The sequence below is a fragment of the Pseudoalteromonas sp. MMG022 genome (assembly GCF_021654245.1).
In the GTDB taxonomy this organism is placed as follows: domain Bacteria; phylum Pseudomonadota; class Gammaproteobacteria; order Enterobacterales; family Alteromonadaceae; genus Pseudoalteromonas; species Pseudoalteromonas amylolytica.
The window spans coordinates 52800-74343 of record NZ_JAKFZQ010000019.1 but is presented as its reverse complement, the minus strand read 5'-3'; the positions used below and the strand labels follow the sequence as shown (position 1 = coordinate 74343).

Here is a 21544-nt window from a genome sequence, read left to right as displayed (position 1 = left end):
GATGCACTTTTGAGCTTAGCGTCGCATTTTGGCGTTCATGCGCATGCGTTCACTTTATCCGTGCATCACCAGCGTTTTGATGGTCACTTTTAACCCTCTCCCCCCTCTAGGTTGTACTCTTTGAACAACCTAGAGGGGGGATTGTGCTTACGCTTGAGCTTAATCGCACACGCAATTTAATCGCGCCTTGGATGAACGCTTTTTTTGATTGTGATTTGGTTTGTCAGATAGGTCTTTTTGGTGTGGTAATCGCCCGTTGTTTTAACGGTTTTAAGCTGCCTTTTACCGTTGCTGTTTTGTCTGTGTTTGTTGGCTTTACACTGCGCATAACGGGGAGCGCTTTATCTTGCATTGCTGGATGTTTTGTCTGTGTTTTTACTATTTGTAGCACAGCATGCGTATCCTGCCGTTGGTTAACACCGCCCTGTTATGTTGAACCTTTACATCACAAGTAACTTGCCTGTGCATGCTCTAGGTGAGCCTCTCATACTCACCTAGAGTATGCACCATAACAGGGCTTAAGCCGTTTTTGCTTGACGTTTTATGTTGACAGATTTGCCGTTGGTTGCTCGATGTGGTTAGCGCGCATCTTTCTACATGTAGAATTTTGTCAGGGTTGGGGATTGCTGCGCTGTTTAACACTTGATTTGCTTTATGACGCGGGTTGGCGGTGGGGTTTGTGTGCTTGTTTTACAACGCGCCTTTGTGTTGTTTTACATTCTATGCCTTGTGGTGCCTCACTATTCATTTGCATTGTTAAATGCGTCAGGTGTGAGCCTTTTTTAGCTTTATGGCAAGGGCCAAGGCATAGGAAGTTGTATTTGAGGCGGCTTTATCTACGTGCCTCTTTGCTGTGCCAGACTCTAACGATAACCACTTTATTGCCATCTTCTCGGTATCTTAATACATAGTTACCCGCGCCGAACGGCATCATCACTTCACGGAAGGCACTTAAGCCAGCCACTGGTCGCCCTGACTCTGGATTGTCCATCAACAGCATCACGCCTTCTTTTATCCTACTGGCGGCTCGCTGTGCTGCACTGGGGTTTTTCTCTCTTATAAATTCGCGTAACCGCATAACATCTTTTACTGCATCGGGTAACCAGATCACTTCTCGGGACATGCGCGCTCCTGCTCCGTGCCCCAGTCATCTAGCCAATCCATCATAGCCTGATTATTCACTGACTCACCGTTTTCTTTATAAGCTTCCCAGCGTGTCAGTGTTTCTCTGTCTGCCTGCTCTCGCGCTTCTTCTTGTTCGATATAGCGCTTAAGTGCTTCTTTTGCATGATGACTTTTTGAACGATGGGTACGCTCTGCCAACGCTGCCAACCTCTGCTCTAAGTCTGTATCTAATCTTACCCCTAACATAGGCACCTCAACATTCATGTTTAACGTTGTTTAACAGTGTTAAACAACCTACTCTTTATGTCAACGCATAACCGTTTATTTTGTCGATGAGCATGTGCTTTTACCTTGCAACTCTTCTTCACTCTCTTGCGCTAACATCGCCATCAACTCAGCCATATCACTATCTTCAGAGGCTTTGGTCAGCTTGCCAGGATGACAACGGCTGTGCACTTCTTTAAGTGCTTTGATACTCACTTGGGTGTAGATTTCCGTGGTACTGAGTTCAGCATGGCCAAGCATGGCTTGGATAAAGCGGATGTCTGCGCCATTTTCCAGCATCAGCGTGGCCATTGAGTGCCTAAACAAGTGGCAACTGCCTTGTTTGTTCACCCCGGACTTTTCCACGTATTGAGCCACGGTGCGACTTAGCCTACCAATACGCGGACAGCCACTTTAAAAAGATGTTATCACAATTCAACGAAGTGACTTGCCAGTATTTTATCACTTATATTATCAAACCTTGTACCTTTAGTAGCGAATTTATGATGCACCTATGGACTTTTTAGCCGTTTTGTCTGTCGTTTCCACACTACTTTCCCTACCCTTTCTTTTTTGCATCTGAGCATATTATTTAGTGAAGTAATTGTCGATTAGGTCAGTAACGCTTTGCTATTTTTGATATTTCGTCGTCGTTTCAATGCTGCTCGTTCACAATACATATCCAGTGCTCTTTCTTTACCTACAGCACCTTTAAACACCTGTTCAAATTGGGTGGTCAGTTTTAGCCAATTCTCTGCTTTGATGTTTAATCTCTCTAAGATTGGCTCTTGATGTTGTGCTATGTAACCTCGCTTGTCTGTACGAATACATTTCCCTGTGAGTTCAACAAGTTCAAGGTAGCTTTTAAGCTCAAAAGGTAAACCCTTTGGCATGTGTTTTCTTGGGCTGCCCGCAAATCGCGCCAGTTGTTTGGGCTGTTTACCCACTTTGGCATGTTCACAGCGTTGTTTAATACTAGTATGGTTTGATTCTTCTGGTGTTTTAGCTATCTTCGCTCGAATCGGATTTAAGTCCACATAGGCCATACAGGTCATCAAAGCTGCTTCATCGAGTAAAGCCTGTGATTTAAAGCGCCCTTCCCAAAATCTACCTGTACAATTATCTTCTCGATTTGCCTGGCGTGCTATGCCTTCATTCAACACCCGCATAAACCAGCTAATACTCGATAAACGATTGCGATATTCTGTTACCTCTTTGTTCAAGAAGAACCGTTGCCCTTCGTCTAAACGCTCTCCTTGCAGATATTTATGACTAAGAATCGAGCCTTTAAACAGCTTATGCCAACGTATAAGTACCGCTCTATCACTCAGCCTTTGAGCTTTTTTATCATCCACATACAATACAACATGGGTATGGTTACTCATCACTGCATACGCACACACATCAATACAAAATACTTCCGTTAAAAACAGTAAGCGTTCTTCTACCCACCCCCTTCGATGCTCATATGATTTACCCGTAAACTTATCTTCACCACATAAAAATGCCCGGCGAACACACCGTGAAACACAATGATAGTATTTAGTATCCGACAAACTGATTTGTCGCTTCCTTGCTAATCCCATCGTTCACTCCTTGAACTTAGAATTTTGAAATGATTTTGAAGAAACTAAAGCTTAGACAAGCCACCCGAACTTTCAAGCTGGGGTGGGTGTCCACTTAAATTCATCGTTCGCTCCTTGAACTTAGAATTTGATTTGAATTTTGAAGAAACTAAAGCTTAGACAAACCACCCGAACTTTCAAGCTGGGGTGGGTGTCCACTTAAATTCACCTCTTAGCTTAGACAAACCACCCCAACATTCCAAGTTGGGGTGGGTGTCCACTTAAATTTATTATTATCCTTTTCAAGGTTGGATAATTTTTACAGGGTTACTATGCGCTACACAGATTATTTGTTGGAGCATTGGGTAATGACCGACTTTGGGAAGAACCTTGCTGAATTACGTAAATTAAGACAACTTACTCAGTTAGAATTGGCTAATATGCTGGAAGTTCAACCAAGGTTAATAGGCCGTTGGGAACGCGGACAAGGTAAGCCACAATTCGACTATATTATCAGGTTGTCTGAAGTGCTTGAGGTTAGTTTTGACAGGCTACTACAAGGACAGAATCTTGAAGATCAAGATCAGTTTGATATTAAGAACAAAAAGCTGAAGGAATTATGCCGCCAGATAGATAGCTTAAGACCTGAAGATCAAGACGTGGTTTGCCACTTCTTAGATATGGCTGTAAAACAGGATCAGCTTAAAAAGCTTGTGGGAAAGCAGATATAACAACGCCCCAGATAGTTAGCTAGGGCGTTGATGATTCATTATTTTAGAAGCTCATATAAGCAACTCTCAATTCAAGTTACTTGTTTTTACTATGTCTAGCTCTAAGCTTTTTCAAAGCTGGGCTTTCCCCTCCTGTCGCTTCAATTCTGAAGTCTGCAAATGCTTTTTCTAAGTCGGGAAACTGCCTAAGACTTCCTTCTGTAAAAAATCGACTACCAGCTATATCATTCCACTCTACATTATGATCAATCTTGTTAGCTTTTGCATTTTCTATTATTGGAGCTAATACCTTAAGTAATAAAGCAGCTTCTGGTTCAGTCAATGAGTAATCATTTAAAATTCGCTCCAACTCAACAGCTCTGTGCTTAAGTGCCTCTTTATTCATTTTCATATCCATCAATTATTTGTTGTACCAATCAGCTGAGGTTCAGACCATAAGTTTCGATTCGGAACAAGGTATTGTATACCATTACCATTCCTATGAATTAACCCTCCAAACTCTACTGTTGGAGCCACAGTACTAGAAAATACACCAGCCGGTTGTAATGGCTTAATTTCAAATATTGAGTAGCTAGGGGCTTCGCTTACTAAAGGTAAACCAAAATAATCTGCCAATGTATGATTTGAAGCAGAAGCTTTAAATAATTCATCTTGTGTCGTAAAGAATGGTGAATAAGGGGATACTGAACTACCTTCAGGTACAATTTTAACCAGTGAGGAGTTCATAATATGAGTAGTTGGTAAATCAGATCCTGTAGACAATTGATCCATAGCCCTCGCATATATCATATCTGCATCAGCAGTCGGATCAGCAGCCCATAAGGCATCAAGATAATTTTGTCCGTCAGAAGTGTCTAAATATGCTGAAGCAGTACCACTATTTATACCATTAGTTTTAAACGTAGTAGCTTTTTCAAGCTGCTCAGAATAAGACACATAGTTAGTATCCAACTCTGAATATAGCTGCCCATTACTACCAAATAGCTTATTTGTGACTTTACCTGCTGCATCGTCAATAAACTTACCCGGTATTAACGAAGCGCCTAATAAAGCTGCACTTTGCCATGAAGGCTTTTGACTGAAATTATAGGCTTCTTGACCAACAGATATAGCTTCATCAATTCCCCACTCAACCGGGAAAATTGAGATTGGCTTAATTGCATCTCTGTAAGGGTCATTTAAACCAGCTAGAAACTCTTGCGCAACCGCTTCACGCTGCGCGTGAAGTTCTGTGAAATGTGCCTCAAGTCCAGCTTCTCTATATTCAAACTTCTGCTTAGCAAGCTCAGCAGCTTGAAGTTCTCCTTCTTCATCCCATTTGGCGTAAAGTTCACGCTCTTTTTTCAGTTCCGAATACGCAAAAACTTCAACATCTGAGTTTGCAGAGCTTGGTGTCAGAGAACTCGCTCCATTTTGCTTGCCTTTTGCTTGAGCGCTATTCGTACTAGTCGGCTTACTCGCTAAACCACTAACGATAGAGTTACCCAATGCATTGCCAAACGCATCTGCCGCTACACTACCAAAATTCCAGCTTGCCTCATTACCAAAGAGCTTATCTGCGCCGTAGTGTAACCCACTATTAGCAACACCACCAAATGTATCAAGTATGATATCACCCGATGTCATTCCGCCCGCTAGCGTATTGGGGTCTCCAAGTCCTACCTTTGCCCCAGCATATGATGCCAGTGCTGAGGCCGCTACATTGCCCCATCTAAAGCTCGCTTGATTGCCTACCAATTTATTGGCTGCCACTGAGCTTATCGCTGTGGTCGCACCCATCACCGCTTTTCCTGCTGCTGATAAGTTCTTAAGTTTCGTTATACTGTTGATTGTATTGGTTGTCGCGCCGTTAACGCCTTGTAGATAACTGCCCATACCTGCGGTAGCTACGGTCGTTAAGCCCGAAGATAAAGCATTTTTCAACGAGAAGCTATCAACCGCACCCATTGCTTTACCCGCTAGTTGCGATGCAACAGAGCCCGCAAATCCACCTATACCCGCCGCAACCATTGTGCCAATAGTCGTGGTTGCAAGCGTGCCGCCTGCCACCGCCGCGCCCGTTACTGTACCACCGGCTAACGTAGTCATGCCCGATGTCATCGCTGCACTAAACCCTAGCCCTGAACTGCCTGTTCCTACCATCAAGTTCGCTGCCGCACCAGCTGTATAAATCGTCGAAACCACCGCCACTGCTATCATCACAACTGACGCCAGTGCATTACACCCCGCCTGTGGCGGCGGTGGCACATATGGCATCTCTGGGGTAGTATCACCTATTGCTTCACTTAAATTAATTGGCGAGAAAGCGTCATGACCGTTGAACTCACTGGCTCTTCCTGGAATTTCCAGCGTTGTACCAGGTTGAAGCTCCGACCCAAACCCTAAGCCATTGGCGTCCGCTATCACATACCACAAGTCTTCACTGCCATAATATGCTTTAGCAAGGCTTCGTAAGGTATCCCCAGAACGCACTGGGTGCATTGCACTGGTTGAGCTGGTTTGCTCGGTTGTCGCAAAATGGTTTTGCTTAACCGTCATATTCCCAGATTTGCTCACGTTCCCTAAATAGTGCTCGCCACTGTATAAGTGGTAATCACCTGTCACAGCGCCATTGACCTTGTTTTCTTCAAACTTCACATCTTCGGCAAGCGGGGTTATCCAGTCCATTAGCTCGCCCGTTCTAGGGTCAAGTCGATAGTTTGCTGTTTCTGTAAAGTCTCCCTCTCTAAGCGCGCGTGATTGCTTACCAGATACCTTTGTCATCAGCTTACCTTCTGCGTCGTAACGCATATAGGTGGCTTTGGTATCTTTCATTGGGTCTGGCGCTTCATAGTCATCATCTGTGACCCATTCTTCAACTCGGGTTCTGTTGCCGTTTACATCGTAACTTGAGACCGTTGTCGCATCTTTAAGATTTTCATCATCTTCACCCGCAACCCCATCATGTGCCGTCTCAAGGTAACTTTCTCTTCCTGTGTAACTGATGTCGAAGTGACGAGTAAGTGAGTTACTAATAAAGTCATAGCCATCCAATCGACCTGCCGCGTCATACTGATAGTTACGAGAGGTGGACTCAACCGTTAGGTCGTCTTCTTGCCACGCACCGCGTTGGAAGTAGGTGCGCGGTTCATAGGTACCGTTATCCTGCTCTGCTGTCGCCCTAAGTTGCTCTGAAACACTAAAACCTATATTTCGGTGGCGTTGATACCCAACCTCACCTGCCGCATTGTAATTGGTATCACTGACACTCTTTAATGACCCGCCGTAGTTCACCGTCACTCGGTATCGCTCTCGGGTATCAGGCTCATCCTCTCCAATACCATCTAGGTCAATATTGTCACCATCCATTCCCTTTATAAAGTCATACTTATAGTCCACATACGGGCTAAAATACTCGTAGTGTTGCTTAACCTGACCCGCTGCGTTGTAGGTAAAGTGGCTTGAATTACGCCAGCTCGTCTCATCCAATTCAGGCTCGTTGTTAAAGAATAAATCTTTGTCTGCGTTATAAGCTTGATAAATATATGACGTTTGCCCCCACACATCATAGGTGTAATGTTTGGCCTCAACGCCTCCTCTATCTATTAGGTATTTCTTACGTCCTGCATTATCGTAACGTATCCAATTGCCCTTTTCTTGGATGGTAATTCGATTGTTGATAAAGCTACCACCGTCAATTTCTACACGGTTATTATCGTCGTACGTAAACCAGTAAGACTTCTCTAGCGGCTTAGTCTTTTGTTGTTCAACACTGCTTCTATCTTCAACAAGGGTTGTTGAACTTGTCATCATCACAGGTTCTGGCTCAGGTTCACTCATTGCCATCATCATTGGCGCACTTCTGAGCATAACTGGCTGTGACAACGATAAGGCGCTATAAAAACCAGCCGAGTCTAAACTACTTAAACTCACACTCCCGCCACTGCCAAATGTTGAAGAACCGGAATCATTCGATACATCAACATTTACACTACCCGTGGTTGTCGCGCCTAAATTATCTTTCGTGAACACATCGAGTGTTACAGTGTAAATCCCGCTGCTATGAGGGAATGACATATCAGGTGAGAGCCTGTTAAAGCTTAATGAGAACTTGACTGTATTTTCATCCACTTGTGTACGGAATGTAGACATCCAACTTGGCACGTTACCCAATGTCACATTACTGGCACTTATTCCGTTAGCATCAGTGACAGTTATCTGCCCAGAGCCACTTCTTGAATACAGGCTAAAACTACCAGCACCGGAAATTGAGGTTCTGTACTGGATTTGCGATGGTGACACGTCTATATACCGTGTAACCGGCTCACTCCACACCCCTGCGTGACTTTTTGCACTGACTCGAACCCATTGTTGACCCGTTGCAGTCGGCGTCAGCGTAACTTGTTTACCACTGCCACTCACCGCGAGCCCATTTGACGATTCCCATTTGTACTGTGCAATATCTGCATCATTACCTGAAGACACCGTTGCAGTGATAGGCGTATTTTGACTTACAGAGTTGGCTGACAGCGCTAATGACACATTTGGCGCAGGGTTGAGCTCATCAATGGTGATGGTTTTAGAAAACCAATCGGTCCAGCGAGCACTATCATTTTGTCCTCTTACCCATACAGTATATTTACCATGGGTACTAGCTGTTAACGACACCGTTCTACCAGAACCACTGATCGCTAATCCATCCGTTGCTTTCCATTCATATTTAATAGCACCATCAAAGTCACTGGCAGTTGCCTTGTAAACATAATGAGACTCTTTAGTAACCGAGATACCTAGTGTTGGCATAGGAGCTAGTTGTACTACCTTCACATATTTGGATACCCATTCACTTGTCTCACCATTGCGATAGTGCGCTCGCACAGATACATAACGGCTTCCCGAAGCTGTTCCGGTGATCGTCACTTGGCTGTTTTTTGGCCCTGTAACATTACTATGCGATAAACCATATGATGTCTTCCATTCATAATGCGAGATTAAATCATCTGGGTCATTCGCGCTGACGCGTGCCGTCGTACTATCATCAACATACAGAAATGGGATTGCTGATGATATAGACATTGGAATATCCGCTTTGATGGCTATTCGTGTCCATTCACTGGCCAAACCTTTTTCATCTATCGCGCGGACTTCAATCCATTGACTACCTACACCGTTGACCTTAAATTCAACATTACGCTGGTTACTTGACCAAGTGACCTTCTCCAGTCCCTCAGAGCTTTTCCACTCGTATCTGTCTATCACACCGTCATCAATACCCTTCGCCTCAAAACTATATGTTTTGCCTTGAACAACATTTTGTTCACCAGTAATCGATGTAATCACAGGCTGACGATTTGTAGGTGTATCTTCACCTAAATACAAAAAGAAGTTAGTAAAACCACTGAGCGGCTCAGGTGTTGTTTCAGTCGCAACCACTTCAATTTGGTAATCACCCGCGTTGTCAAGTGTGGCACGCCCTCCAAGCAGCCCCGTGGTACCATCAAAATACAGATTGGGAATGTGAGTAACATGTACCCACTCCCACTCTGCCATAACATTATCGCCGCTTGTTAAGCTTGTTGAGGTGGCATCACCATTGTGAGGGTCAATTATTCCTTTGCGTTGTTTTTTATAATAAGTGGCAGCGTAACGCACTGGATCATTGTTTGGATCGTCAAAATACCGTGACACATCATGCGTAAAGCTCTCCCCCTGAGGCACATACTCATCTGTGATGGTGCCCGTTGGTGCGTCGTTTGCGTCCCCTTTATCAACTACGGTTATGAAGTAATACTTACGCGCTAAGATCCTTTTAGAGCCGGTCGCTGTACTAAATGCCTCTACTGTGAGTGCATAACGCTGTTCACGACCAACAAACCGCCCTGGTTCAAATGTGATTGTCTGGTGGTCAGCACTTAATTTAATCCAATCCTCTGTGTTCGCTAAACGACGTTGATACTCGCTGTCTTTAGCACCATCAAACCCAAGGCTTGAAATAGATGACTCGAGATCTTGCCCTTCATCCATGGTAATTAACACCACATCTTCCACGGTCAGCTTGAACGACCCCTTCGCCTCAACAGCGGGGTCGTTCTTATCTGTAGCAGTAATATTAACTTCATATTCACCCGCAGTACGATTTAGTAGCTCACCTGTAATTCGACCTGCACCGGGGCCGCTGCTAATATAGCTTATGCCATCGGGTAGTCCGGTAATTTGATACTCAAGATTCAAATCAGGGTCATCACTTGCAAACGCGCTAGCAACAGGGAGGTTTAGCACTTCATACTCTTTAGCTGTGATGTCATCTAAACCGGTAAACTTCAAGGGGTAGGAAGTGACCTCGGTTGATGCTTCAAAAGGCACTGTATTAACATTGCCACGCTCGTCCGTTACATCTATATAGATTGTCTGCTCACCACTTTTTACAAACTTGACCGTTGGGTGTGCATAGTCAATGTATCTATTGTTATTATCGAGCTGACGATGTGAAGGCGCTATTTCTATACTCGAAACATAGTTGTTACCCTTTTTAAACAGCACTCCATCACTACTGCCTCTAAGCGTAAACTTTGTAACTCTACCACCTGTATCTGGGTCATAACCCTTTAGCTCTATAATCAACTCTTCGTTTCTGTTTACGTTGGCTTCGAGTATCTTGTCTGGTTCAATAATATAAGGTATTTTTTTACCCGAATTATTGACCGCCAGTGTAAAATCAGCACTAGCTGATAATTTTGAGCCACTTAGCTCAGTAGCTGTTACTTCAACTCTGAAACTCATAGCATCTTTAAAATTAGGTGTGCCAGTTAATATACTATTATCATGTAGGTAGTCTTCATCGGTTAACGTAGAGTCTGAATCCTTTTTATCTTTTATATGTAACCAGCTAGGTCTGCCGATTTGCTTATCCAAAGTATCATAAAATTTATAGCTATAGGTCAGTGCATCACCATCTGGGTCAGAGAAATACTGCGAGGCATCAAACGTGAACACTTCATTTTCTGTTGCGTCCTCGAACTCGTTCAGTGGACTTGCTACTGGTGCATTATTGATGTCATTAATATCATTCACAGTGATCCACACATCGTGCCTAACCGCCTTTTTCATCACGGTCCCGTCTGGGTCTATTTGTGCATTCTTATGCACCTGTAACAAATACGGCTCGGCACCTCCATCTAAGTAACCAGGACGAAGTACCAGTCCACCCCCTTCAATCTGCGTTGCCCACGATGTGCCCTCTGGAAATGAAAAGCTGTCAAAGCCTTCAACATAATTGTTCAACCAAACAGTTCTTCTTTCCCTTTCGTTCATAACCACTGTATGAATATGAATGATTTCAAATTCAACACGTTTATTGACGCGAGTGCTCGGCTCACCTTTAACCTGCATATACACATTAAATTGATAGAAATCTTCTAAGGGACTCTCTGGCGTACCTACCAAATGACCATTACTTAGGCTTAACCATGAAGGTATTGTCGTGTCTTGATACGGTTCAAGACCATATTCAAATTCAAGGCCTTGCACATTGACATTAAAAAGTTGCGCGATGTTACCAACCTCAGGGCGTATTGCATTACCTTGTGCTAATGTTGTTTCGTACCAACCTGTTTCTTTAACACTCAACGGTTGATTGTTCTTGATATCGAAAGACAAAGACCAATCAAATGGATATTCATTACCTTCTTCATCTATTGCTATCGCAATAATTTGGCTCTCTACCAAGCCATCTTCTCTGACCGCACCAAAGCCGATTTGGCCAGACACAACCCCTTGTTCGCTAATGACAAGGCCAGCAGGTAAGTTTTCCGCTTCATAGCGAGCGATAGATAAACTCGGCACCGTCAGGTTAAATTTATCCGTTACATCAAAAGGCTCAATCACATCCCATTCGGTGTATTGATTTAGCGTCTGTGCTGGCGCAATTTCAATCGGGTCAACATTATGTACAACAAGCACAAAAGTGGTGGAATCCGAGTAAACAGGGTATCCGTGTACAGGCGACTTATCTGTAGCCGTCACGGTGATGGGAAATGACTCGGATGATTTCAATGCACCATCAACAACTTTGAACTTTGGTACTCCCTCTATTTTGCCCGTAATAGAGTTGAATGATAGGCCCTCCGGCAAGCCTTCAACTTCAATATCAACCTGATCGACCACCACACTTTTGACGATGTGCTCTAGTAGGTTCATGGTGAACGCCTCACCTTCAACGGCTTTTTTCTCAGGGATATCGTTGATAGATACACCATTAGTGACTTCAACAATCTTATTAGAAACGTCTATGCTACGACGGTTACCAACAGCATCATATTTGTATATGATTGATGCAATATCATATTCTGCCTGCCACTGTGGATCTCCAGATTCAGCCGTATTTCGATGACCTCTGGTTGTGACTGAGGTGATTCGGCCATGGCTATCGTATTCTGTTATGGTATCGTGGCGAATTAAGCGCCCCAAATCGTCCCATGAAGCTTTGGTTTCTTTAGTGCGTCGCCCAACTTCATCATATTCAAAGTAAGATTCAGCACCGGTGTTATGATCAATAACTGATTTAAGCCAGCCATTATCATAGTAGTCATAGGTTAAATCCTGACCCAAGGTGTTCACTCTGCGAATAAGTCGGCCAACATTTTCCTCGCGCTCGATAATTTGCCCATCTTCATATACCAGTGATGTAGCAACCTTGTTTGTGTCTGGTTGGCTGTTAGGGTGCTGATATTGGTCATCCCACTTTCGACCATAATGCAGCGTATGGACGTTACCACCTAAGTCATTAATACTTGTCACAAAGCCATAGTCATTGGTTTGCTTAGAAAGCTCATGATTTTGCGTCGTTGTAGAGCTGCGTAACGAGTCGTAGCGCTCTAAAACTTGTATGCCTTGGTCATTAAACCCAAAGGTTTTTGCGCGCTGCATCTCATCAATACTATGTACAACATTACCAAGCGCATCGTATTTATATTTAGCAATGCCACCTACAGCATTGGTTGTTTGAATACGATTTCCAAGCTGATCATAATCATAACTGTGGCTACGTCTGTATAACCTACTCGTTCCGTCCATACCGTGTATGCCCGTTTGAACAACCTGACCCAACTTGTTAAAACGACTTGCAGTACCGCGCTCTGTTGCATCCACGCTAAATACATTCTGGCCGTAAATGTCGTAAATATTACGGCGCTCGTTACCCTCTGCATCTCTATACTTGAGCTGATTACCGACAGCGTCATATCTAAAGGTATGAACATGTTCATTGGCATCTTGCTTACTAACCAAATTACCGAACACATCGTAAGTGTAGATATTCTTTAACTTATCTTCCTCAGCTGTCGTACCATTTATGTAAGTTACATTCACCTTCGGTAAAAGTTCTTTAACTACCTTATTTTGATAGTTATATTCCATCTTCGTTTTATGTGTAGCGGCATCGGTCAGCTCAATGACATTACCCCAGCGATCGTGCTGTTGTAAGACAACTGGCGCGATAAGCGTACCGTTTTGAATAAACGACGGCTGATGTATCTTTTCAACATTGCCCAAGTCGTCACGCTCAAAGCGTGTTAAGCCATTAAGTGCATGGTAGGTCTTTTCTAAACGGCCCGCCTTATCGTATTCATAAGTTTTGAGTACCCCATCGCCTTTGCTGGTTTTCCAAAGCAGGCCTTCTTTGTTGTACACATACACACCTTGGTTATCTTTTTTCACCTCTGAAAACGCGTTGTAATATGTTTCAAATTCAAAACGATTGGCATTGGGGCCCGTCATCTCCAATGACTTTTTCGTCACACGTCCATTGTTGTTGTATAAATAACTGGTTGTAAGTGTTTTGTTCGTACCATCGTGTTCATTGAACTGAGCAATACTGGTTTGAAGTAACCCTTGGTTATTATAATGGTGTTCAGTCTTGTAGTTCAGCGCGTTATATTCATTGATCAATTGCCCACGATTATTGTACTCATGGCGCGTGACTCTGTCGCTCGTATCATTCGTAGGCATACTAAACACGCCAGTGCTACGATTATAATTCAACAACTGGTTTGAATGCTCACGTTGCTCAACCATGTTGCCGAAGATGTCATAGTTGTATGATGTAACCTGACGCCCTTCTCCAGTTGCCTTGGCAATGTTGATAGAGCTGATCACATCAACACCGATATACTCTTTTCTGGCACTCGCTTTGTTCACTAAGCGCCCCAACGCATCGTATTCAAACACCGTGGCGTTATCAATATCGCTGGAGTTTTCCGCGCGATAGTCCTGCGGGTTACTTAAATTGTCGGTTGGTGTGGTTAACATGGCACGCACATTACCCAGTTCATCGTACTGACGATAATCAATTACCTGCTCTTTGGTGGCATACGTAAAGTGTGTGCCCGTCTCTTGAGCCACTTTTACATTCTGATAGACGGTATGGGTTACGCGGCCCATGTCGTCGTAGTAATAGTCTGTTTGACGGTTTTGCCCATCAGTGTCGTTGCCTTGTGAGCCTGTGGGTGGCGTGTGTGGGTTGATTGTCCCAGTGACTGCAACCGCATATTCTATGCTCGATGCCAGCTCACCATAGCCGTTGTAACTGTGTGTGGTTAGGAAGTTGCCCGCATCGACTGACGCTGTTTTTTGCCCCAGCTCGTTGTAGTAATTAAATGACACCAATGCTTGCGTGTTGGTCGCCCAAGTGCCACTAACTAATACTCTTCTTTTGATTTCTTGACCAAAGGCGTTGTATGCAAAGCGGGTGCTTTGCATGCCGATATCAACCTGTCGCTTACGGCCCGCTTTATCATATTGCGTCTCAATCGTGCGGTCATAGTCGCTATTGGCGGTCAGTCTGATTGGGTTTGTGGGGTCCAGTGCACCGCTGCTATCGACCATATCGTCTAACGATGGTGCAAAGCCCGGTGAGCTCGGCGTTTCGGCCGCATACTTTATCAGCTTAACTTGTTGGCCTAAGGCGTTATAACGCAGCTCCGTGACATTGCCTTCACCATCAATGTTAAAGCGCACATTGCCCGCGCTATCGTAAACCTTGTGTTGCTTAATTTGCCCTTGAATCGAGCTTACGACGCGACCTAACGCATCATACACTGAGTAAGTCGCGGTGGCTGGTGCATGGTCGGTCGCCGCCTGTCGGACGATGGTTTGACGCCCTGCTAGGTTGTACTCAAACGTGGTGGTTGCGCTCGGTGCGCCACTGAGTGGTTGGCCGTTTTGTATCGCCCCTTCGCTGATACTTCTGACATTCCCTAAGCCATCGTAGCTAAAGGTTTTGATGGTTTGTACATTGGTCTTTTCGCCGAGCGTACTGCCATTCCACAGCTTAACCGTGTGGCTTGGCCCTATTTCTTGCTCAAGTTTTCCTGCCACATTGTAGCGGTATGTCCAAGTGGCCCCTTTTTGGTTGGTGTAACTGGCTTTAAGGCCATTGTCATGGTAGCTGTAGCGCTCAAGGGTGCCATCAGCATGACGCTGCCATGTCAGTTGCCCTTGGGCATTAAATTCTGAGTGGCTGACACGGGCGTTGCTAAATAAGCTATTGACAAAGTGTGTATGTAAATCGCTATAGCTCAGTGTACCGGCGTTAAGTTTATCGTTGAGCGTGTCGTGATTGGTCAGTGAATTACCATACGCTATGGTACTGACCACATCGTTGACTTCGTTATAACGCTGCTCGGTCACATACCCCAGTGCATCAATGGTAAAGCGTAAGCGCCCCGCCGTATCGTAAAACAGGTGAGACTCACGATTATTCGCTGAGTTGGTGAGCTGGCTGCTCAGGTTTGTGATACTGCTGCTGGCACTAAAGGCCACGGTATCTGCATAAGCGATAGTACCAATTAACTGACCCGCCGCATCATAGCGGCTTTCTTTAACGCTGGCGTTTGCCCCCTCCAACAAGGTGATGGTAAAGCGTGCTTGACCTTTATCGTTGTATAGCGTTCTAACACGGCTATCTGAGGTGATATCACCATACTTTGTCAAATGAGACGCTGTCAGTGTGCCTGCGGATAAGTGGGTTTTTGCGGTGCTATCTAGCTTGGCTCGTTGGCCCCAGCGCGTGACTTCAAACACACGGCTTTGTGTATCATAGTGCCATTGCGTTACGCCGCCATCCGCATTGATATGTAACGACTTACGGCCGTTTTCATCATAGCTGGTATAGGTTGACACCGCGCTGCTGGTGTTTGCATCGGCAAAGTCATCCACGGCCTTCTTGAGTGTGGCTTCATTGGGGTCAACCATAAATTGGTCATAGCGGTGCTTAGCAATACGCTGACCGTTTACATCATACTCAAAGCGTGTAACCTCGTAAGCCGTACTCCCCACAGATGGGTGTTTGGCCGACACAAGCGTTGCGGTTAATTGGTTCGCTTCGTTATAGGTGAACAGCTCTACTTTACCGCGCTCATCAATCATGGAAACTTTCTTAACCAGATTATTATGCTCGTCATAGTGATAACTAGAGACTTGTGCGCCTTTGATGGTTTTTGCCAAGCGACCTAATGCATCATATTCGTATTGGGTGGTAACGGTGTTGTTACCACTGCCTTGTATAACTTCTAACTTATTACCTAATCCATCATATTGATAACGTGTTAGTGATTGTTGTTGGTTACCTTGTTCTACCTTGACATCTGTGGCTCGGCCTTGACTATCAAACGTGGTGGTAGTGCGGTTAATCAGCCCTGCACTTTGATTGCCGCCATTGACAACTGTATCAATTTGCTCACTTTGTATGACTTCACTGCCGTGTTGGTTGTGCTCAAACGTGGTGGTCAGTTTTAGTCCATCTGGGTCTACAATACTGGCCGTGACGCGCCCAACCTTGTCGTACTGGGTTTCAACCTGATTGCCATAGGCATCGGTCACAAAACGCACCCGGTTGTTTTTGTCGTATTGTGTGTGTTTTTGCAGTTCGCCGTTGAGCAAGGTTTTAAGCACATTACCATTGGCGTCATATTCAAACGCACTGGTGCTCAGTTCATTGCCTTGTGCATCCAGTTGGGTCATAGACGCAACTAGCCCTTGGCCATTACGGGTGGTTTTAACCTGTGTGCCGTTTGGCTGAGTCACCGTGGTCGTGTGGGTGTTGTCATCATAGCTGTAGCGCGTGATATGGCCCGATGCATTTTTAACTGACAACACACGACCAAGCATATCGTATTGGGTGATAATCTCACGCTGTGCCCCATCGACCGTCTGCGTGCTTGTGACCACACGGCCTACTTTATCGTTATCACCATTGACGGTGTAGCTGATATTTTTGGTGTGATTATTACCATCAGTGGTACTTACAACGCGACCAAAGGCATCATAGCTTTTACTGCTGGTTTGGCTGATATTGCCACCACTGAGTGTAGTCGTTTCTAGTAAGCCACGGTTATCGTACGCAAACTCGGTATGGGTCAGTGTTTTAACGCCACTTTGTTTGTCTAAAATGCTTAGGTGGCTTTGTTGTGACTGCTTAACCAACTGTGCAAACGCGTTATACTCAAAGGTAGTTTGGTAATCTTCAGCATCAGTTTTACTGGCCAGTAAGCCGCGTACATCGTAGTCCAGCTTTTCATGGAATGACTCACCACTGCCAACCGCTGATTGTAAGTACGCCGCAACACTTTTTGTACCATTACTGATTTGATTGGTAACCAGCCCCCCAATCAGACCATTGTCACTGATATTTGCCGCGGTTAACGGAGTTTTATAGCGCAGTACATCGGTACGTTGATTAAAGGCGTTGTAGCGATATTCCGTTACCTGACCTTCTCCATCAATCTGATAGCGCATATTACCTTGCGCATCATAGTAGTAACGGGTTTGTGCGCCCTCTCTGTCTGTGGTTAGGCGAATATTGCCCAGCACGTCATATTCGGTGCGCGCAGCTTCACTCACTACTTTTGCGGTGATCTCACCTTGTGTGGCATCTGCGCCCAGCTCTGCATTTTGATTGCCATCTAACGCGGCCACCAAACGACCCTGTTGGTCATACTGGAAGCGCTCTGTGCTTACTGGGGTTTTGGCTAAGAGATAGTTGTCTAGGTAAATAACGCCATTATTGTCCGATGCATAGCGATACCCGTATAAAACCATCATCGCCTGACCAGTCCACTCATGTGTCGCTCTGGTGTGAGTCACCGCCTGCTCAGGGTGACCTTTTGGATAGATTGTTAATGTGGAACTCGCCTGCGACGTAGTCCAGGTAATAACATAGGTTGTATTTGGTTGAGCACGCAGTAGGTTCTCAAATGTTTTACTCGCTGAGTCTCCAATAACTTGCGCTATGAACTGGCCTTGTTTTAGATAAACCGAATGGCGATTAGTTGGGCTGAGGCTGTTGTTTAGCCCACCATTAAAATACGCCTTTGTGACATCAGATTCTGTTGTCAATTCAATTGTTGCGGTTATGTTATCACTTAAATAAAACGTATCGTTACTGCTGACATAAGGCCAAGTCGCGCTGGTATTATTGACCATATTAAACGCAACTCGCCCATCTTCTGGAACTATATATCCACCTTCAGCGTCAACTATTTTTACATTGTGATATTCGCCATCAGTAAACTCTTCATGCGCAATCACATTTTCATACTCACGCTTTTCAACCAGATTCCCCATGGCGTCATAGCTATAATGAGTCATTGATTTATCGGCGCGAATTTCTCGCTCAACTTGCCCGTTTGCGGTGTAACTCCAGTGCGTGGTGGTTTTATCTCCTGTTGGAATAACCAAAGGAGCGCCAATGGCTTGATTGCGTATTTGAGTGTGATAAGTGCTTTGCGATTGCTTTTGACCATCTTTGTTGTACGTGAAGGTGGTCAGTGCCCCATCGGCAGACAGCGTACCCGCTACACGGCCTTGTGCATCGTAGTAAGTGTGACTGATACGGTCATCGGTGGACGCTGTATCCCCTTTGTTTGCATAACGACGCTTTGCAATTTCATTGCCTGCTTTATCGTAGTAATAACGGGTCACATAGCCTTCACCATCGGTTTGGGTTTCCAGCTGGCCCGCCGCGTTGTAGGTCATGGTGGTGCTGCGCGCATCTGCTTGTGAAGCTTGCTCGTTTAAGCCCGATAAGCGCACTTCACCGATTTTACCTGAGCCTCGTACAAGGAAGGCGCTGATGTTCACTATGTCTACATCTGGTTGAAATGCGTGCAAATCAGCCTGTAAATCACGCGTTATCGTTTGCCATTCACCTTTTTGTGTATCACCGATGGAATAAACAACATATCTATCACCACCATTAGTAAATGGAGCGAGTGAGCCTGGATTATAAGTTAAATATCTATCTCCAGCAGTCGTGTTTACTTTTATGTATACCGTGTGGCTTTGGTTGAAATTCATATCCCACGAAATAACACGGTTATCTGAATCCCAGTACGTTGATGTGTTTTCTCTTAAACGGTAGCCATTACCGCGCCCACTTCCGGTTAGAACCGCCACCTTTTGGCCATATTCAACATCAAAGGCCTGAGTTATCGTTGCACCTACAGGGTCGTTGTCATACATACTCCAAGCATCTATGCTAGCTGGGCTGTTATGGCTTCGGTAAATCATATCGCCCATTGGCTCGGTGTATTGCTTTTGCTCTGTAAGCTGACCTTTATCGTTGTAGATGTACTCGGTGACATAGCCTTTCGGGTCTATCTCGTATTGTTTACGACCCCCTAAGGTGTAGAGGGTACGGGTAGTACGGTTATCTTCGTTGTTTGCTTGCGCGCTCAGAATATTATCTAAATCACTCAAGGTTTTGGTCAGTGTGCCAGAGGCGCTCAACCAGCCCGCTGTACTGATTTTTTGTGCGTACTGAACGGTTTGGGTAACACGCCCTGCTCGGTCGTAGTGCAGGCGCGTTACTGTACCGGTGTTACTCACCGTCGCCGCGGTGTTGCCCGACTTGTCATACAAGGTGTAGCTGAGGCTGTTTTGTGCGTCTTTTTTGGCTATCGCGCGGCCGTGTTCATCACGGTAAATGCGTTCAAGCCCAAAGCTGTTGTTACCCAAAGATGATGTACCTTTGGCATTGGAAATCAGTGCTCCCGTTTTATCAAACACTTGGGTGTGCCATAAGCCATTGGCGTATTGCGTACCGATACGTTGATTGGCATCATCATAGGTGTACAGGGTTTGTGCTTGATTGGCGTCGGTTTTTGAGAGCACGCGCCCTAAGCCATCATAGCTATACGTGGTGCTGTAGTCGTTGTCGGTGCCAGTAGTTTGCACGCCTCTTGGCGTGGTTTCTTGTAGGAGTTTGCCGTGGCTGTCATACACATAGCGAGTGGTGCTGCCATCCACCCCTTGGCCTTGACTGTTAACACTGCTGTAGCGGGTCACTGTGCTCAGCTGCCCTCTAAAGTCATAGCTGTATTCGCTAAGCTGTTGTTGGGTTTTATCTTGGCTATTGATAAAGCTTTGAAGCGCACTAAGGCTACGATTGGTGCTGGTGTAGTTGGCTTGGGTATAGGTGTGCTGGCTAACACGTTGCCCTAATGTGTTGTAGCGATACTCCACCACCGCGTTGTCTGCTCCTAAAGTAAAGCGCAGACGTTGGTTGCTATCGTACACATAGTGCGTGGTGTTATCCCCCAGTGTTTCACTGAGTAGCTGGTTGGCACCGTTATAAGTGCGTGTTACCGTCACCCCATCCCCGTCGGTTTGACTCGTCAGGTTACCTGCGCTGTCGTAGGCAAAGGTTTTGGCTTGTCCAAGGCCGTTACGAACCTCGGTGATTTGCCCTGCGCTGTTGTAGTCATATTCTTCACGAACGTGTTGACCATCTACCACGCGCTCAACCGCAGTTAAACGTTTGTTGTTATCAAAGTGGTAATCAACCTGTGATTGGCCTAATGTGACGCGGGTATGTGTATCTGATAGGTAACGGTAAGTGGTGGTATTGCCTTCACCATCTTGCAAGGTCTTCACTCGGTAGTCACCATTGTGAGCTTCGTAGCCTATGGTCAGTTTGGTGCCATCCGATTGGCTGAGCGTGTGTACACGGTTGCTATCACCATGGTAGGTGTATTTGGTTTCATACACCTTACCATCCGCGATGGAATTATCATCAGGGGTTAAATCAACTTTCACTGAGTTCAGGCGCTTGTTCGCATCATAGCCATAGTACACGCGAGTATGGGCATCTCCTGTACCTGCTTGGGTTTGAATGCTTTCAAGTAAGCTCTGAGCGTTGTAGTTCAGTTTAGTGGTCTCTGTTCCACTGTCTGTTTTGGTGGTGATTTGACTCACTCGGCCCGAGCTGTAGCTAATTGTGGTCTCATGGCCTTGGGTGCTTATCATCGCCGTTAAACGGCCCGCGCTGTCGTAGCGCTCTTTGATATTTTGGCCATCAATGTTAAGCGTGGCGCTACCATCGCTATTGAGCGTCAAACTGTCATGGGCGCCACTGCCTTGGTGGCTTACATATTCACCTTTGGCCGCATCATAGTTAAAGCGCTGAGCAAAGCCATCCGCCGTGACCCGTGTCACCACACTGCCCGCTTGGTTACGCGTGCCTTCAACTGAGATGGATTTTAAAAACCCTAAGCGCCATTGGTCATCATTGTCACCATCAAAATGGCCCAAGCTGTTATAGGTTCTCAACACGCCTAAGCCTAAACCTAGGCCCTTTACCTGCTCATCTTGGTGTTGCAGTACTAGATTACCCGTCGCCGCATTGACGAACACGTTTTCTGAGGCCTGTCCCAATTGAGATTTGCCTTGTTGGTTTAATAAAGAGGTAGAGGTGTTAAAAAGACCGAGTCCTTCGCCTGAAATGATAGCGCCCATGATGTTCCAATATTATTTTATATAAAGTTCTACTACCCCCCTCTTCCACGATTTTCTCAAAACCTTTAATAAAAATTGCAAAATAAATGA

Annotated in this window: 8 protein-coding genes; 1 reads left to right on the top strand and 7 read right to left on the bottom strand. The window is 45.3% G+C overall.

The genetic code is table 11. The annotated features are described in order from the left end of the window. Positions 1-223: 223 nt before the first annotated feature. The 5 genes from L1070_RS15930 to L1070_RS15910 all read right to left on the bottom strand — a co-directional run bounded on the left by L1070_RS15930 (position 224) and on the right by L1070_RS15910 (position 2975). Entirely contained in the window at positions 224-391 is a 168-nt protein-coding gene (locus L1070_RS15930; protein ID WP_237126299.1) for a hypothetical protein, read from the bottom strand. A 441-nt stretch (positions 392-832) separates the two neighbouring features. After that, entirely contained in the window at positions 833-1123 is a 291-nt protein-coding gene (locus tag L1070_RS15925) for a type II toxin-antitoxin system RelE/ParE family toxin (protein WP_237126298.1), read from the bottom strand. Next, on the bottom strand, positions 1108-1371 hold the full coding sequence (locus L1070_RS15920) for a ribbon-helix-helix protein, CopG family (protein ID WP_237126297.1): 264 nt from the start codon (positions 1369-1371) through the stop codon (positions 1108-1110). The genes L1070_RS15925 and L1070_RS15920 overlap by 16 nt, the downstream gene beginning before the upstream one ends. 75 nt (positions 1372-1446) lie before the next feature. Next, the gene (locus L1070_RS20365) at positions 1447-1767 is read right to left on the bottom strand and encodes a tyrosine-type recombinase/integrase (protein WP_343221762.1); all 321 of its coding nucleotides are present in this window, start codon (positions 1765-1767) and stop codon (positions 1447-1449) included. A 233-nt stretch (positions 1768-2000) separates the two neighbouring features. Then, entirely contained in the window at positions 2001-2975 is a 975-nt protein-coding gene (locus L1070_RS15910; RefSeq protein ID WP_237126296.1) for a transposase, read from the bottom strand. Between the two features lie 311 nt (positions 2976-3286). Here L1070_RS15910 and L1070_RS15905 point away from each other — a divergent pair, with 311 nt between their 5' ends. Beyond that, positions 3287-3685, top strand: a complete 399-nt coding sequence (locus L1070_RS15905) for a helix-turn-helix transcriptional regulator (protein ID WP_237126295.1) — start codon at positions 3287-3289, stop codon at positions 3683-3685. A 76-nt stretch (positions 3686-3761) separates the two neighbouring features. Here the strand turns inward: L1070_RS15905 and L1070_RS15900 are convergent, their stop codons facing one another. Both L1070_RS15900 and L1070_RS15895 read right to left on the bottom strand, forming a co-directional pair. Then, positions 3762-4070, bottom strand: coding sequence for a hypothetical protein (locus tag L1070_RS15900; RefSeq protein ID WP_237126294.1), 309 nt, complete (start codon positions 4068-4070; stop codon positions 3762-3764). A gap of 11 nt (positions 4071-4081) precedes the next feature. After that, positions 4082-21454 carry a putative Ig domain-containing protein gene (locus tag L1070_RS15895; RefSeq protein ID WP_237126293.1) on the bottom strand — a complete coding sequence of 5791 codons (17373 nt, stop codon included), beginning with the start codon at positions 21452-21454 and terminating at the stop codon, positions 4082-4084. Between the last annotated feature and the right edge of the window lie 90 nt (positions 21455-21544).